Raw genomic sequence first — 13,645 nt, 5'->3', positions numbered from 1 at the left:
TCCTGATGTGCTTAGCTAATTCTTTCAATTTTTGCACCGAGCGCGTTCAGACGAGCTTCTATATTCTCGTAACCACGATCAATCTGCTCAATATTGTCAATGCGACTGGTGCCCTTGGCGCTCATGGCTGCTATTAGCAGGGCTATTCCTGCACGGATGTCAGGACTTGACATGCGCCCGCCACGCAGTTGCAACTTACGGTCATGACCAACGACCACTGCACGATGAGGGTCACAAAGGATAATCTGTGCACCCATATCGATGAGCTTGTCAACGAAGAACAGACGACTCTCGAACATCTTCTGGTGAACCAATACGGAACCGCGGGCTTGTGTGGCCACGGTGATGAGTACTGACAATAGGTCAGGTGTCAGTCCTGGCCAAGGTGCATCTGCCAGAGTCATGATGGTGCCATCAATAAACGACTGTATCTCGTAGTGAGGCATGTGGGGGATATAAAGATCATCGCCCTCTTCCTTGATGGTGATACCCATGCGACGGAAAGTGTTTGGAATGATGCCCAGGTCTTTGATGGAAACGTTCTTGATGCGAATGCCGTTTCCCACCATAGCAGCCATGCCAATAAACGATCCTACCTCAATCATGTCTGGCAGGATGGTGTGATCTGTACCATTCAGGTGGTCAACACCCTCAATGGTCAAGAGGTTCGATGCAATGCCGCTGATACGAGCTCCCATCTTGTTAAGCATCTTGCATAGTTGCTGCAGATAGGGTTCGCATGCTGCGTTGTAAATAGTGGTTGTGCCCTTGGCCATCACAGCTGCCATGACGATATTGGCCGTACCAGTAACGGATGCCTCGTCAAGAAGCATATAACAACCATTCAGCTGTTGGGCATGTATCTCGTAAACATCGCGTTCTGCCACATGATGGAACTGTGCGCCTAAGCGTTCAAAACCTAAGAAGTGCGTGTCTAATCTGCGGCGTCCAATCTTGTCGCCACCGGGCTTGGCAATCGTTGCCTTTCCCATGCGAGCAAGTAACGGACCAATCATCATGACAGAACCACGCAGTTGGGCACACTTCTGAACAAATTCGTTGCTTTGCAGATAATCCAGGTTCAACTCGTCTGCCTGAAAAGTACATGTAAGTCCAGAAACGCCACAATCCTCAGTGTTTCTGGAATCCTCGGTAACCTTTACACCAACATCCTTGAGTAATTGGATGAGGTTCATTACATCTCTGATTTGCGGAATATTGTGGATTGTCACCTTGTCACTAGTCAATAGTGTAGCACAAATCACCTGCAGGGCTTCGTTCTTTGCGCCCTGAGGTACGATGGTTCCGCTGAGAGGGTGTCCTCCCTCAATGATAAATGCTGCCATATCGTAGAGGTGTTAGAGTTACTTGCGCTTTTTGCCATTGCGCTTAGGCTGAGGCTCCTGCTGGTTAATGCGCTCGAAGATAAAATGCTGAAGGTCCAGCTGTACGGCACCGTCTGTCAAACGGGCCATATCGTCGGCCACCTTTTCATCGTCCATGGAACCGTGTCCCCACTGTACGAGGTCGCGCTTCATCTGGTTGGCGGTCAATCGAATCAGTTCCTCGCGTTCTTCGCCATCAGGCATGTCTTTCAGATGGTCAAGCAACTCGCTTACCAACTTGCCATAGTGACGCAGATGAATGCCACCCTGGGGCAAAGGCATGGGCGCAGGCTTAGCATGGAATTTCTCAGCACCACTTACGTCAAAGGGCCAATCAATGTCCAGGGCTTTGTTGCTCATCAGATAGAGATGATCCCAGAGTGTCTGCTGAAAATCGGCATTCTCGCGCATTTGTGGCACCTTGGTCTCCATCAGTCGTACAATACTCTTGGCACACTGCAAACGTTCTTCTTTTGTTGGCAGTGTGGTGGCGTAATCCACCATCTTTTGTATCTCACGTCCGTATTCGGGCATCAACAGTGATTCCCGTTGGGTGTTGTAGTCCAATCCTTTAATTTCCATCATGGCTTAAATCATTTTTTTAGGCATTTTTGCAACATAGTCCTTGAGATAGAATGGCTCAAAATAGGCCACGTCCTCGGTCTGTCCATTGATGAGGCGACGCTCTGCCAGAGGCTGCATCCACTTGGCCAGAGGTTCAATACCCTCGATAAGGTGAGCGTTGGGGTGGTTGATAGCCGACGTATTGTCGTCGGCTAAGCCGCTTTTTTTGAGGCACTTGGCAGCTCCGTTTCCAAAGAAATATACGGGGCGCTCGTCGAGCCACTCCTTGTAGGTCTCTGCATTGACAATGTCAGCGCCAGTGGGACGAATCTCATGTAGACCACGGTCGTATATGCCTGCATATACCTCCATGCGACGGGCATCAATCATGGGGCATAACAAGGCATTCTCTTCCTTGACAACCTCACGCAATAGCACAGGCACACACAGCAGTTCCAATGTGGGAACGGCAATGAGCTTTAGATTTCTGCCATAGCAGATGCCTTTCGCCATTGACACGCCAATGCGTAATCCCGTGTACGAGCCGGGGCCGCAGCTAACAGCCACTGCATCAAAGGGTATGGCGTGGTTGTCGGTAAACGAGAGAGCCTCATCTACCATCGTTCCCAAACGCTCTGCATGGTTAGGACCGCTATGATCTTCTTGCTGAAAAATGACCTGAGAGTCTTCCGAGACGGCCACCGAGCACACTTGTGTGCTGGTCTCAATATGTAGTATGCACGACATTTTTTTTGTTTTTCTATTATATAATAGGATTGCAAAGGTACGCATTTTTCTGCAAACATCCATTGCATTTTAGAAAATTTATCATTTTGCCTGCTTTATCTCCACTTTTTTGTGTATCTTTGCATCCCGAAAGAAAAAATAAGAAGCAAACAATTATGATACAATCAATGACAGGCTACGGCAAGGTGGTCGTAGTGTTTAAGGACAAGAAAATCAGTGCGGAAATAAAGTCGCTTAACTCAAAACAGCTTGACCTGCAGACACGTATTGCTCCCCTGTATCGTGAAAAGGAGATGGAGATTCGTCAGCTTATAGCTGCTACTCTCGAACGCGGAAAGGTTGACTTCAGTCTCTGGATTGAGAAGGATGCTGGAGTTGATGCAACGCCTGTAAATGCAGCATTGGTAGAGAACTATTATTACCAGTTGAAGGATGTGGCCCAGAAAGTTGGTATTCCTGAGCCGCAGGATTGGATGTACACGCTGACCCGTATGCCCGATGTCCTGACAAAGACCGAGCAGGAGGAACTGACCGATGACGAATGGGCAGCAGCGCGTAAGGCTGTTGAAGGAGCCATCGCAGCACTTGTTGACTTCCGTAAGCAAGAAGGCGCAGCCTTAGAGAAGAAGTTCGGCGAGAAGATTGATAATATTGAACGTTTGCTGGCAGAGATCGAACCTTTCGAGAAGAGTCGTGTAGAGAAGATTCGTCAGCGCATCGTTGACGGACTGCAGCAGATTCCTGGTGTAGACTACGATAAGAACCGTTTGGAACAGGAACTCATCTACTATATTGAGAAACTGGATATCAGTGAAGAGAAACAGCGTCTGACCAATCACTTGAAGTATTTCCGTGAGACAATGCGTGATGGACATGGACAGGGCAAAAAGCTTGGATTCATTGCTCAGGAGATGGGTCGTGAAATCAATACCACTGGTTCAAAATCCAATCAGGCCGAGATGCAGAATATTGTCGTCCAGATGAAGGACGAACTGGAGCAGATTAAGGAACAGGTGCTAAATGCCCTTTAGTTCATAGTTAACAGTTCATAGTTATGAAAGGCAAGATGTTAATCGTTTCTGCTCCCAGTGGCAGTGGTAAGAGCACCATCGTTCAGTGGCTGATGAAGGAGCATCCGGAGTTGAAGCTCTATTTCTCAATCTCCTGCACCAGTCGTGCCCCACGTGGCTCCGAGCAGAATGGGGTGGAATATTTCTTCCTGACGCCAGAGGAATTCAAGGCCAAGATTCAGAACGATGAGTTCTTGGAATATGAGGAGGTTTATCAGGATCGTTTCTATGGCACCCTGAAACAGCAGGTGGAGAACCAGCGTAACCAAGGACAGAATGTGGTGTTCGACGTTGATGTGAAGGGTGGCATCAATATTAAGAAGTATTATGGCGATGAGGCTTTGAGCCTGTTTATCCAACCTCCCTCTGTTGAGGAACTGCGTCGTCGCCTGGAAGGACGCGCCACGGATACGCCAGAAGCCATTGCCGAGCGCTTGGCCAAGGCTGAATATGAGATGACCTTTGCTTCACAGTTTGACCATATCATCGTGAATGATGACTTGGAGACTGCTAAGCAAGAGACTTTGAGAATTGTGAAAGCTTTCTTGAGATGAAACGTATAGGCATCTTTGGTGGCAGTTTTAACCCGATTCACAACGGACACATTGCCTTAGCACAGGCCGTGCTAAGGCAATGTGCGTTAGATGAGGTATGGCTCATGGTGTCGCCACAGAATCCCCTGAAGCGTCATGATGCCGATTTGTTGGACGACCATCTGCGATTGGAGATGGCACAAATAGCCTTGGAGGGCGTCGAGGGCGTGAAAGCTTGCGATTATGAGTTCCGTTTACCCAAGCCCTCTTATACATGGAACACCTTACAGCACCTGAGTAAGGACTATCCTGACTGCACTTTTTCTTTGTTGATAGGCGGCGACAACTGGGCACATTTTCAGCGTTGGCGCAACTGGCAGGAGATTATGGCGCATCATGAGGTGATTGCTTATCCGCGTGATGAATATCCAGGCACCATCGATTTGCCTTTGATTGATTTGAGCAGTACGGAGATACGTCAGCGCCTCAGGAATGGTGAGTCGATTGACGACCTCGTTCCTCAATCCATTATTCCACTCGTGAAGAAGTATTATTGCTAAGCCATTGTCTTAGTGTGACTTCCTCCAAACTAACCATTTCTTGTAGTAGTGCACCAACAGGAAACTGATGCATGGGGGAAGGAAGAACGCAATGCGGTCTGCCAAAGGGTGACTGCTGTTGATGCGTGGCCGTATCTCGTCGTAATAGTCTTTGCGGGCACGCCATTGTCTGGTGTCAACGAAGTTCTCGTACATCTTCAACTGATGCAATGTAAAAAAGTCCTTAAACTCGTCCCATCGTGGCAGAAGCGTCTTTCGTAGCACCTCGTCATACAAACGCTCAACGCCAACCTCCAACCTTCTGTTGTTGGGCAATCCCATGTTATACATATAGATGGGCGTGCCAATAAAATAAACCTTTGGACGCTTCACAAGGCATTTTATCTGCATCATGATATCCTCGCCCGAACGAATCTCTGACGGCGTGTCCATGCATCCTTCAAGTAACTCACGGCGGAAGATGATGCCCCAAAGGACGCATACCCCAAGACGCTTGGCCAGCAGGTCGATGATGATGCCCTTGTCCTCAATCCATCCGCGTCGTCCTGTGTCATAGAGTCGCCCATATTGGTCGTGATAGGTGGCTATCACCTCATCGGCGCCAGTCTCTTCTATCGTCTTGTGCATCACACTCAGAGCCCCAGCCTGTAGTTCGTCGTCAGAATCTACGAACATGATATATCGGCCCCGAGCTTCCTCCAGTCCCCTGCGACGTGCTGCTGTCACACCACCATTCTTCGTGTGGACCACGCGGATGCGCTGGTCTTCACTGGCCATCCTGTCGCAGATGCGGCCTGATGCGTCGGTGCTGCCATCGTCAACGGCAATCACCTCAAAGCTGTTGAAGTCCTGCATCATCAGTTGGCGAAGACATCGTTCCACGTATGCCTCCTTGTTATAGACAGGTATGATGATGGATATTTCCATGCTACTTGCTTGTTTTCTTGAAAAGGAATTTGATGCACTCGTCCATGATCTTCACACGTAGCAGTTTCATGACGCCAACATAGAGTACGGCAGCCATCACAATGCGGAGCGTCAAGAGCAGATAGACGTTGTCAAACTGCATGGTGGCAAAATGCGAGGCCACCATGACGGCACCAGAAATCAAGGCAAAGGGGAGGGTGTCTTTCAGCACATGCACCAGCCTCAGTCCAATCATCCTGTGAGCAAAGAACTGCCACGCCAACAGCCAAACCACGTTGAGAATGGAGTAGGCATAGACCACCATGAGGATGCCCTGCTGATAGGTGGCGAAGATGAGGACAAACTGCAAGACGATCTGCGAGATGTTCAGCCACATGTTCAGGTCGGCACGTCCCTGACTGATAATCAGATTCTTATAGAGCGAATAGAACGGCATGAAGGCACCGCCGATGCAGAGCACGCGCAGCAGGGGCACACAGTCAATCCATTTTTGGCCAATGGTGGCCAGGATAAACTCCTCCGACACCAGCGACAGGCCGAACATGGCAGGGAATGCCAGGAAGGCCGTAAAGCGCATCATCTTGCGAAATACGCGCACCTCGCGACTCTCGTCCTCATTATCTCGAAGGTTCACCAACACAGGCTGTGCCACCTGTTCAATGGTTCCACCCACGGTCTGATAGGCCATCGTGTCCCACTTGAATGCCTGGAAGAAGTTGCCCACCACCTGTGGCGTCCGCGTGAAGAGCTTGCCGAAGACAAACGTCAGGATATGGTTGTTCACGGTGTTGATAATCATCGTGATGAGGATATTCATCGAGAAACGGAACGTCCGACGAATAGGGGTGAAGTCCACCTTGAAGCTGGGGCGCCATTTCACAAACACCCATCTTCCCACCACCAGTACGAAGGCGTTGATCACCTGTTGCCACGCCAAGCTCCAATAGGAATAGCCTTGGAAAGCCAGTATGATGGCCGTGATGCCCGATATGATGAGTGCCGTGACACCGACGATGGTCATCTCGCGTTGCATCATGTTTTTCATCATATAGGCATTGGTCGAGATGCCAAACGACGAGATGAAGAACGCCAGGAAGATGAAACGCGAAAGATCCGTGAGACAAGGCTGCTCAAAGAACCAGGCTATCCAGGGGGCACAGGCAAAGAGCACAAGATAGACGATGGCGCTGACCAGCGTGTTGAACCAGAACACCGCATTATAGTCGTTGCTCGTCGGGGCCTTCATGTTGACGATGGCAGTAGAAAAACCGCTCGACTGCAGGTTGCCTGCGATAGCCGAAAAGATGGCAATCATACCGATGGGCGCCCACTCCTCAGGCGACAACTTACGACCCAGCATGATGCCGATGAGCACGTTGAGCACCTGGATAGTGCCATTGTTCAACGCGCCCCAGAAGAGTCCTTTGGCTGTTTTTTCTTTCAGGTTATCCATGCTGTCGTTGCTTGTCAATCATATCCATCAATCGGTCACTCTCGCCAGTCACCGTTTTCCTACAGAGCATCTTGCCGCTGGCCATGATGCTGTCGTAGTCGGCCTCTGTCAGTATCTTAATCTTCTGCCCATATTCAATATAGGTGAGGGGCGTCAGTTGCTCCAACTTTTTCACGGGTCCTTTGGTCAGCATGCAACTGTCGGCAAATCTTGAGTTGAAGGCCACCGTATGGGCAAAGGTCTCGCTCGGTGCAAAACTGTTGGTGAAATAACGGCGCAGCTCGGGACTCTGGTCATAGGTCTCCAGCAAGTAGGCTGCCAGTTCACCCGTGATGGCAAAATAGTCCGAGCCTTTGTAAAGACTGTATGTCTTGCCGTCAGCCTCGAAAACCAAAGGTTTTTTCAGAAAGGGTTCACAGATCTTTCTCAATGCCACCCTGAACTTACTCTTCAGTGTGCCATAGCGCCATGGCTTGTTGTTCAAGAAACGATAGCGGGTATATTCGTAGGTCTCGCTGTGTGGCAACTCAGCCATACTCATACCCTGCAGGAAGTTCTTCCCTTTGTTTTCCTCCAGATACTGCATCATCCTCTGGTTGCTCCACACAGGATAGTCCTGGGCACTGAGCATAAACAGATAATCGTAGGCCTTCTCAGTGAGGGCAGCCCTGATCATCTCCATTTGGAAGCGCACCTGCGTGAAACTGCCCCACATCACCCTGACGCGGTTCTCAATAAACGTGACGGAACCACTGCGCTGCCCGCATCTCTGCGTGGCTTCGACGAATGGCGTTTGGTCAAAGCTGGCATCAATATGGATGTAGCAGTCGCTGTCTGAAGGCAGACTGTCTATGAGTCGTTGCAGATGTGGCGCATCTGTAAAAGCCGACAGTAAGAAGGCAATTTTCATTTATCTTTTTGCAATTTGCATGCAAATGTAGTACTTTTCTTTTGAATTTCAAAATAATATGTGTACTTTTGCAGCACATATGGATAAAGTTGAGATAAAGAAACCGCGCCTGGAGTGGCTAGACGCGCTCCGAGGTTTTACGATGATTCTTGTTGTGGCCTATCACGTGGCCATCATGGGTTTTGGCGAGTCATGGAAAAATTCTTCCTCTATCCCGTTCCTCATGCTGTTTCGCATGCCGCTGTTCTTCTTCGTCAGCGGCTTCCTGGCCTATAAGGCCTCACAGGTGTGGAACATGCGCAACTTCGGCACACTGGTCGTCAAGAAAATCAGGGTGCAGATAGTGCCCACGGTGTTCTTCTTCCTCTTTGCCACCGCCATCTTCAACAAAGACTTCTTCGTTGGGTTGATGGACAATCTGGGCGCTTCGATGAAGGGCGGCTATTGGTTCACGCTCGTCCTGCTCTACATGTTCCTCATCTATTATCCCTTTGCCTATCTCGACAGCATCATCAAGCGATTCCTGCCAGCAGGGTGGGGCTGGCTTCCCATTGTCGTGTTCTTCCTGCTGTCGCTGTGTGTCTACGAAACCAACTATCTGCCCCAGGAGTTTGAGTGGGCCATGGGCTCTAAGCTGCCCAAGACGCAGGTCACCGATTTCCTCACCTATAGCAGTATGGACCAGCTGCTGCTCTATTTCCCCTTCTTCCTTTATGGCAACATCGTGCATCGTTATTGGGACAAGGCACAACAGGTGATGGACAGCAAGTGGTTCTTCCCCATGCTCACCTTCATCGTCATCTTTGCCGCCATGGATGCCTTGAAGTGGCATATGCTCAAAAGCATTTGGGCCGTCATCCCCTTGACGCTGGCGCGCTTCATGCTGCTCACCATCACCTTCATGTATTTCCGCTGCTATCAGCAGTACTTCACCAAGCTGTCGCCCATTGGCGTCTCGTTGCAGTATATAGGCCGACGCACGCTCGATATCTATCTCATCCACTTCCTCTTCCTGCCCAATCTGCCGCAGGTAGGATCCTATTTCAACGCCCATTCCCATAACTTTGTCATCGACACCACGCTGTCGGTTCTTGTGGGCCTCATTGTCATAGGCTTCTGCTGCATCACGTCAAACATCCTGCGCATCAGTCCTATATTCAAGAAATGGCTGTTTGGTCGCTCTTAGCCTATGAGAAAGATAGAAGACATACACGAGTTGCGCCAGATTCAAATGGGCATTCTGGACCATGTGCATCAGTTTTGCGAGGCACATGACCTGCGATATTTCCTTTCCAGTGGCACGCTGATTGGTGCCGTGCGTCACAAGGGCTATATTCCCTGGGACGACGATATCGACATCTATATGCCGCGCGAGGACTACGAGCAATTCCTCCTGTCCTATCACGACGACAATGGCGTCTATCGCGCCATCAATCCCACCACGGAATCCCATTATTACTATACCTTTGCCAAGGTCGTCGACCAGCGCACGCGCATGGTCGAGACGGAAACCCAGGGCTACGAGATAGGCGTCTATATGGACATCTTCCCTGTCGACTATGTGTCCGACGATCCCCAGGAGCGCAATCGTGTCTTTAAGCAAAAGAAGCTGCTTTATAAGATTCGCCGTTGCAAAATCTCGCAGAGCAATCCCCTGCAGTCGCGCCTGGCCTATTGGGTCTATAAGTGTTGGCCCATGAGTGTGCGCCAGATAGAACGCAAGCTCCGCCGACTCATTGTGCTGACAGAGCCAACCCACACCGTATGCAATATGACCGAGGCAGGCCCCCGTATCAAGGGCTGTTTCCCTGCCGAGGATATCGCAGAGAGCGTCGATATCCTGTTCGAGAATAAGACCTACAAGACCATGGTGGGCTATAAAGATTACCTGCAGCGCACCTATGGCGACTACATGACCCTGCCACCCGTAGAGCAGCGCGTCACGCATCAGTTCGAGGCTTATTGGAAATCTTGAAGAAATCAGGACGAGGCAGTGACCTGTCACTAGTGTTCTGGAATTTTACGAATGAACATAAAGGAGATTGATAACTGTACACCAGCCCTTACGGAACAACTGTTGAGGATATGGGAGAATGCTGTCCGACGGACGCATACATTTCTGCCTGAAGACGAAATCATGCGCATCAAGGGCTATATCCCCGAAATTATTCAAACAGTCGGGCATTTGCTTGTAAGTATGGATGAGGACGAAGTACCCATCGCTTTTATAGGTATTGACAGGCGTAGGATAGAAATGCTGTTCGTTGATGCAGACCGACGTGGGCAGGGCATAGGCAGCCTTCTTGTCCGCTATGCCACCGACCACTTTGGCGCAGACGAGGTAACCGTGAACGAGCAGAACCCGCAAGCCATCGGATTCTATGAACACATGGGCTTTCATACCTATAAGCGTACAGATCTCGATGAACAAGGCTCACCTTATCCTTTGCTGTATATGAATAATAAGTAAATTCCAATTTATGAGCATAATTAACAGACCCAACCCTAACAAGGCTTTCCCAAATCCCAACATCCCAAGCCTCTGCTTCATCAAGAATGTGGTGAAGAATCCACGTATCATTATAGGAGATTACACCTACTATGACGATGTGGATGGTGCAGACCAGTTTGAGAAGCACGTCACGCACTTCTACGATTTTATCGGCGACAAGCTGATAATAGGCAAGTTTTGCGCCATTGCCAAGGGCATTGAATTCGTTATGAATGGCGCCAATCATAGAATGGACGGAGTGACCACATATCCGTTCTATATTATGGGAGGTGACTGGGGCAGCGCAATAGCACCTGTCAAGGATGAGTTGCCGCTTAAGGGAGATACTGTAGTCGGCAATGATGTCTGGATTGGTCAGAATGTGACAGTGATGCCTGGTGTTCATATCGGCGACGGAGCCATTATCGGAACAAACTCTGTAGTTGCCTCTGACATTCCTCCGTATTCTATTGCCGCAGGTAATCCCTGCAGGGTAATCCGCAAGCGTTTCGATGACGAATTTATTGTCTACCTTCAGGAATTGAAATGGTGGGATTGGGACATTGAAAAGATTGAGGCTAACTTTAAGGCCTTATCGAGTGGCGATCTTTCACTGATTAGAACTATTGAAAAATGACCATTGATACCACCAATATGTGCTCGCATCTGCAGAAGAAGCTGTTTGAAGAGGATGGCATCTATCATTCTCTTTGGCTAGCCATGCATGACGACGCAGACCTGACAGCCGTAGAGCAGCGCGTCACGCATCAGTTCGAGGCTTATTGAAAATTTTGAAGAAGAGTTGTTTTTATAGAATTTTATCTCCATATTCATATTTTTTGCGAATTCGGACACAAAAAACGTGCAAATTACTCTTCTTACTATCCTGCTATCAGGACGAGACAGTGACCTATCACTAGTGTTCTGCGTAGCCAGAAATCGATTATAGAACAATATGCAATAGGTTTACCTCGTGGTAAGCCTATTGCATTTGTGCGGTGCTAAAGAATAGCATTATAATGACTTCTTGAACGATTTTTCCCACTCCTGATGGAGTTTGTTCCATTTCTCGCTGTGGGCACCTAGAGCACCTATTTGACGAGGATGAGCCAATGGGAGAATATTTATGGTATGGCCATCAATGGTAGCTGCTGTTGGTTTACCATATCCGTACAGTTCGACGTACTCCTGGAGTGACTTATAAGGAACGTCTGCCACAGAATTCAAGAACTGTGCAATGGGAATATCACCAAGCAGAACCAAAAGACTTGCCTTTGACTCTTTTATCTCTGAAACGATTTCCTTGCATCTCTGAGCGTCGCAGAATACTGTTGGGCGCTTAGGGATGGTCACTTCATTTAATTCGTATTGTTCAATCAGTGGATTATAACGTTCGGTGATAACCTTGACCTGACCTGAGTTTAGGCGTGTCTCGGGAAGAAGATCGCAAAGCCATGCGTCTTTCCTTGTATACCCCAGTGTACCAAGGATATGCTCATCAAGGACTTTTGCGGATGGGCCATTGAGATGACTACCTGCAGGCTCCAATGTACCAACCTCTTCAGGAATAGAAATCTTGCTGATGATTTCTTTTGCCTCGTCGACGTTGCCGTCCCAGAAAATGCGAGGCTCACTTGCCACGGCAAGAGCTGTGCATATTGTTTTGCCATCCTTCTTCCAGCGGGCATGAACGGCACTGGCATATACTCCAAGAACGAAAACCTTTTTGGGCGTGCGGTCTTGCTGAACTAGTGTGTGTACTTGTTGACCAAAGGGATATAAGTATGCCATATTTATATTTTAATAGTTTTTTACTTCAGACTTGAATTCACTTTCGATATCGTAGTCATAGCCACGGTCGGCACGATCCTGCATGATGTAATTTAATCGTTCACGATGACGTTTTTCTCTCTCACAACGTTTTTCTTTGAGGCAGTCTTCCTCCTCGTGATAACGTTTCGTTTCCTCGATGTAAGTACTGCCTTGAAAACCCGTGAAATCAAGCATAATAATTACTGCTTAATTATTAAAGTTTGTTGTTATGAAACTGTGTTGTATGAAATTTTAAATTATACTTAGAATCTTGCTAATTTGAATCTCGTTTTGAATATAGAAAGAACGGTATGATTCTTTATAAATACAGAAATCATTCATGAAATGGGCAAGGTATAAACAGGTGTATTCTAATATTTCAGTCATGAATTTGTATTCATCCTTATTATAATACATTTCCTCAAAATGTTTAACGCCCAAAGAACTAGGATGTGAATGAGCAGAATAATGTGAATATATGTAGCTAACACCAGATAGTTGTAGCCCCATGTTGCCGTTACTAATGTCTAAGGCACAAAAGTCGGTAATGTTGTCACAATGCTCGCAATGTTCAAATTTAAATCCTTTCAGTGTGGGAGATTTATTTTTAATAATTATTTCAATTTTATCAATTGTTGGTTGCGTTAACACGAGTTTTTTCATTTGTTCCCTGATTTTCATTCTTAAAGTTTTGTTTTCTTCTTTGGCAGTTTTCTTTTTTTTTCGACATTCAACGTCCAATTCTTCGTCTGGTATTCGTATGAGATTATTATTCCCTCTTATTGTCCAAATATTAAGCAAGATGTTTCTCTCTACTTCATTTCTTGAAGATACATATATACACCTAAAAAGGAAAAGCAGTTCGTACATACTTCTAAGTACTGGATATATGGTGGATGGGTCTGGAATGATTCCTTTTTGTGTCGGAATAATGGTAATCCCGTTGCTCATTGTCGAAATAGACTTCGCCTTAAATATCATCATACGGTACATGTTTTCTGCTATTAGTTCATCGTATTTAGATGGAACTGTTTGATTAACCTTCCAATCAACATAAATTGTATACATGAGGGAGGATAATTTATTAACAGCATCTCTTAATTGTATGTTTTTATTCGCTTCATCCATAATTGCAACCTATAACTGTATCCATTATTTATATAATTTTAAAGAGAATCATGTTGAGGTTTATT

The 13,645-nt window shown here is 47.6% G+C and carries 17 protein-coding genes; 8 read left to right on the top strand and 9 right to left on the bottom strand.

Features of this window, described 5'->3' with window-relative positions; genetic code table 11:
• Positions 1-11: 11 nt before the first annotated feature.
• From murA to tsaB, 3 genes are read right to left on the bottom strand one after another with little or no spacing between them, the layout of a single operon-like run.
• On the bottom strand, positions 12-1,346 hold the full coding sequence (murA, locus tag M1D30_RS10920) for a UDP-N-acetylglucosamine 1-carboxyvinyltransferase (protein ID WP_248503895.1): 1,335 nt from the start codon (positions 1,344-1,346) through the stop codon (positions 12-14).
• Between the two features lie 18 nt (positions 1,347-1,364).
• Positions 1,365-1,967, bottom strand: coding sequence for a DUF4290 domain-containing protein (locus tag M1D30_RS10915; protein WP_248507831.1), 603 nt, complete (start codon positions 1,965-1,967; stop codon positions 1,365-1,367).
• A 6-nt stretch (positions 1,968-1,973) separates the two neighbouring features.
• Complete coding sequence (gene tsaB / locus M1D30_RS10910) at positions 1,974-2,696, bottom strand: tRNA (adenosine(37)-N6)-threonylcarbamoyltransferase complex dimerization subunit type 1 TsaB (RefSeq protein ID WP_248503894.1); 723 nt, start codon at positions 2,694-2,696, stop codon at positions 1,974-1,976.
• 155 nt (positions 2,697-2,851) lie between these two features.
• Between tsaB and M1D30_RS10905 the strand changes: the two genes are divergently transcribed.
• From M1D30_RS10905 to nadD, 3 genes are read left to right on the top strand one after another with little or no spacing between them, the layout of a single operon-like run.
• A complete protein-coding gene (locus M1D30_RS10905; protein WP_248503893.1) occupies positions 2,852-3,727 on the top strand; it encodes a YicC/YloC family endoribonuclease in 876 nt (291 codons plus the stop codon).
• 23 nt (positions 3,728-3,750) lie between these two features.
• A complete protein-coding gene (gmk, locus tag M1D30_RS10900) occupies positions 3,751-4,320 on the top strand; it encodes a guanylate kinase (protein ID WP_248503891.1) in 570 nt (189 codons plus the stop codon).
• Positions 4,317-4,859, top strand: a complete 543-nt coding sequence (gene nadD, locus M1D30_RS10895) for a nicotinate (nicotinamide) nucleotide adenylyltransferase (protein ID WP_248503890.1) — start codon at positions 4,317-4,319, stop codon at positions 4,857-4,859. The genes gmk and nadD overlap by 4 nt, the downstream gene beginning before the upstream one ends.
• Before the next feature lie 9 nt (positions 4,860-4,868).
• Here nadD and M1D30_RS10890 read toward each other — a convergent pair whose 3' ends face one another.
• From M1D30_RS10890 to M1D30_RS10880, 3 genes are read right to left on the bottom strand one after another with little or no spacing between them, the layout of a single operon-like run.
• Complete coding sequence (locus M1D30_RS10890; RefSeq protein WP_248503888.1) at positions 4,869-5,786, bottom strand: glycosyltransferase family 2 protein; 918 nt, start codon at positions 5,784-5,786, stop codon at positions 4,869-4,871.
• 1 nt (position 5,787) lies between these two features.
• The gene (locus M1D30_RS10885; RefSeq protein ID WP_248503887.1) at positions 5,788-7,239 is read right to left on the bottom strand and encodes a lipopolysaccharide biosynthesis protein; all 1,452 of its coding nucleotides are present in this window, start codon (positions 7,237-7,239) and stop codon (positions 5,788-5,790) included.
• The gene (locus M1D30_RS10880) at positions 7,232-8,149 is read right to left on the bottom strand and encodes a beta-1,6-N-acetylglucosaminyltransferase (protein ID WP_248503886.1); all 918 of its coding nucleotides are present in this window, start codon (positions 8,147-8,149) and stop codon (positions 7,232-7,234) included. The genes M1D30_RS10885 and M1D30_RS10880 overlap by 8 nt, the downstream gene beginning before the upstream one ends.
• 79 nt (positions 8,150-8,228) lie before the next feature.
• Here M1D30_RS10880 and M1D30_RS10875 point away from each other — a divergent pair, with 79 nt between their 5' ends.
• From M1D30_RS10875 to M1D30_RS10855, 5 genes are read left to right on the top strand one after another with little or no spacing between them, the layout of a single operon-like run.
• A complete protein-coding gene (locus M1D30_RS10875; RefSeq protein WP_248503884.1) occupies positions 8,229-9,335 on the top strand; it encodes an acyltransferase family protein in 1,107 nt (368 codons plus the stop codon).
• A gap of 3 nt (positions 9,336-9,338) precedes the next feature.
• Complete coding sequence (locus M1D30_RS10870) at positions 9,339-10,124, top strand: phosphorylcholine transferase LicD (protein ID WP_248503882.1); 786 nt, start codon at positions 9,339-9,341, stop codon at positions 10,122-10,124.
• A gap of 51 nt (positions 10,125-10,175) precedes the next feature.
• Entirely contained in the window at positions 10,176-10,619 is a 444-nt protein-coding gene (locus M1D30_RS10865) for a GNAT family N-acetyltransferase (RefSeq protein WP_248503881.1), read from the top strand.
• A gap of 10 nt (positions 10,620-10,629) precedes the next feature.
• Positions 10,630-11,277: a Vat family streptogramin A O-acetyltransferase gene (locus M1D30_RS10860; protein ID WP_371874084.1), complete on the top strand. Its 648-nt coding sequence runs from the start codon at positions 10,630-10,632 to the stop codon at positions 11,275-11,277.
• A complete protein-coding gene (locus tag M1D30_RS10855) occupies positions 11,274-11,426 on the top strand; it encodes a hypothetical protein (protein WP_248507896.1) in 153 nt (50 codons plus the stop codon). Before M1D30_RS10860 ends, M1D30_RS10855 begins: the two co-directional genes overlap by 4 nt.
• A 228-nt stretch (positions 11,427-11,654) precedes the next feature.
• On the opposite strand, the gene M1D30_RS10850 is transcribed toward M1D30_RS10855, so the two are convergent.
• From M1D30_RS10850 to M1D30_RS10840, 3 genes are read right to left on the bottom strand one after another with little or no spacing between them, the layout of a single operon-like run.
• Positions 11,655-12,431 (bottom strand): hypothetical protein, encoded by a 777-nt coding sequence (locus M1D30_RS10850; RefSeq protein WP_248503879.1) that lies wholly within the window; start codon positions 12,429-12,431, stop codon positions 11,655-11,657.
• 9 nt (positions 12,432-12,440) lie between these two features.
• Positions 12,441-12,647 (bottom strand): hypothetical protein, encoded by a 207-nt coding sequence (locus tag M1D30_RS10845; protein WP_248503877.1) that lies wholly within the window; start codon positions 12,645-12,647, stop codon positions 12,441-12,443.
• A 57-nt stretch (positions 12,648-12,704) separates the two neighbouring features.
• Positions 12,705-13,580 carry a hypothetical protein gene (locus tag M1D30_RS10840; RefSeq protein WP_248503876.1) on the bottom strand — a complete coding sequence of 292 codons (876 nt, stop codon included), beginning with the start codon at positions 13,578-13,580 and terminating at the stop codon, positions 12,705-12,707.
• Positions 13,581-13,645: the final 65 nt, after the last annotated feature.

Source organism: Prevotella sp. E15-22 (genome assembly GCF_023204875.1).
Lineage (GTDB): Bacteria > Bacteroidota > Bacteroidia > Bacteroidales > Bacteroidaceae > Prevotella.
Note: the sequence above shows the minus strand (reverse complement) of the source record. Positions and strands in the feature narration are given on the sequence as shown.